The sequence below is a fragment of the Actinoallomurus acaciae genome, from assembly GCF_042429965.1.
GTDB lineage: Bacteria > Actinomycetota > Actinomycetes > Streptosporangiales > Streptosporangiaceae > Actinoallomurus > Actinoallomurus acaciae.
Genome location: NZ_JBHLZP010000940.1, coordinates 1 through 1,761, shown reverse-complemented (window position 1 = coordinate 1,761; position 1,761 = coordinate 1). Strand labels below are relative to the sequence as shown.

The window sequence follows — 1,761 nt, the reverse complement described above, 5'->3', positions numbered from 1 at the left end:
ACCGCGCCGGCGGCCCTGCGCGCCGCGGTCAGCTACGCCACCGGCCATGACGTCCTCGTCGTCGCCTCGACCGACCCGCCGGGGATGACGTCCTCCGGCGCGCCGTCCTACCCGGCCGCCCTGCCGGGCGTGCTGGCCGTCGCCTCGATCCAGTCCGACGGCTCACCGGCCTCCTCGGGCCAGTCCTCGACGGCCGCACCGGCGCTGGCGGCGCCGGGCGCCGGCCTGGTGAGCATCGCCCCTAGGGGAAACGGGAACGTCGTCGCGTCCGGGAGCGGGGTGGCGGTCGCGTTCGTGGCCGGCGCGGCCACACTGGTACGCGACTACCGGCCGTCGCTCAAGGCCGCCGAGGTGGCACACCGCCTGGAGGCCACCGCCGACCACCCGACCGGACGCCTGCCCGATCCCGCCCTCGGCTACGGAATGGTCGACCCGGTCGCGGCGGTGACGACGGCACTGCCGGAGGAGAGCGGCGAGAGCACGCCGAAGCCGCAGAACCGGCCGGTCGAGGTCGTCCTGCCCACACCGGAGAACCGACGGCCGACGCACCTCGCCCTCATCACCTCGGCCGCCGTCACGGGCTGCGCGGCATTGGGCGGCCTCCTGACCGCCACAATCCGCCGCGGCCGCCGCCGCGGCTGGCGCCCCGCCACCCCCGACGAGACCTGACCGCCAGCCGAAGCCCCGGAACAGACCTGCCAAGTCCACCCAGCCCACACCGCAGAACCACCCCCGGGCGCGCCTCGCCCCCATCGGCTCCACCGACGTCACCGGCTGCCCAGCGGCCTCCTCACCACGGAATCCACCGCGGCCACCGGCAAGACCCGGCCACCCACCAAAAACCCAGAACGGGCCATCCCTGCCTGCGGCGCAGAACCGGCGCCCGCCACACCTCGCCCACATCACCCCCGCCACCGTCACCGGCTACCCGGCGCTCGGCGGCCTCCTCACCACGGAATCTGCCGTCGCCCGCGCCACGGAATCGGCGCCCGGCATACCTCGCGCCCTCATCGCCTCCACCGGCTGCGCAACACTCGGCGGCCTCCTCGTCACCGGCCACACACCGTGAACCGGGCGCGAGCCCACGCACGGCGCAGGCGGCCTGTCCGTCTCGAAGTGGTCGGGGCGGCCTTTCGCGGACGCCGCCGGGCAGCGTTGGATCGTGCAGGTCCGGGTTCCGCTTCACGCCGCTTCGTGCGCTCGCCCTGCCACCCGGCATCCCGCCGCCTCGGTCCGCGGTCGTGTGCTTCGTCTTCACGACGGGGCGGACGGTGATGTCCGGTTCCGTCATCCGGCGCACGCGGTGTGGCGTTGATTGTCGTGTATCTCGGCCGTCCTACGGGCCCGACTTCCCTTGACTACCGCACATTCCTCCGTAGTCTGTGTTGGAGTTCGGTACTGAATGTTGGGAAAACCACATCAGGACGGAGCCTCACGTGGCTGTCTGTTCTCCCCACCCCGCTCTGGTCGGCCGTGACGACGAGCTCGACCTCCTGGGCCGGCTGCTGGGTGAAGTCATGGACGGCGCCGGCCGTTCGGTGTGGATCGAAGGTGAGCCGGGGATCGGCAAGTCGGCGCTGCTGGAGTCGTTCCTGGCCGAGGCCGCGCGGCGGGGGTGCGCGGTTCGCTCGGCCGCCGCGGAGGAGTTCGGGCACCGCGTTCCGCTGCACGTCATGCTGGAATGCCTCGGCGGGACGCCGGCCGAGCCGCGCGACGTCCCCGGGCCGCTCGGGGCGGGAGCGGCACACGGCGACCCCGGGC

At 73.7% G+C, this 1,761-nt stretch carries 2 protein-coding genes; both read left to right on the top strand.

Going from position 1 to position 1,761, the window contains the following annotated elements:
• A partial coding sequence (locus ACFFNX_RS49155; protein ID WP_378213359.1) for a S8 family serine peptidase occupies nucleotides 1-669 on the top strand: 669 nt, incomplete at its 5' end.
• Between the two features lie 767 nt (nucleotides 670-1,436).
• Nucleotides 1,437-1,761 (top strand): ATP-binding protein (locus ACFFNX_RS49150; RefSeq protein WP_378213358.1); only part of this gene is annotated, 325 nt, incomplete at its 3' end.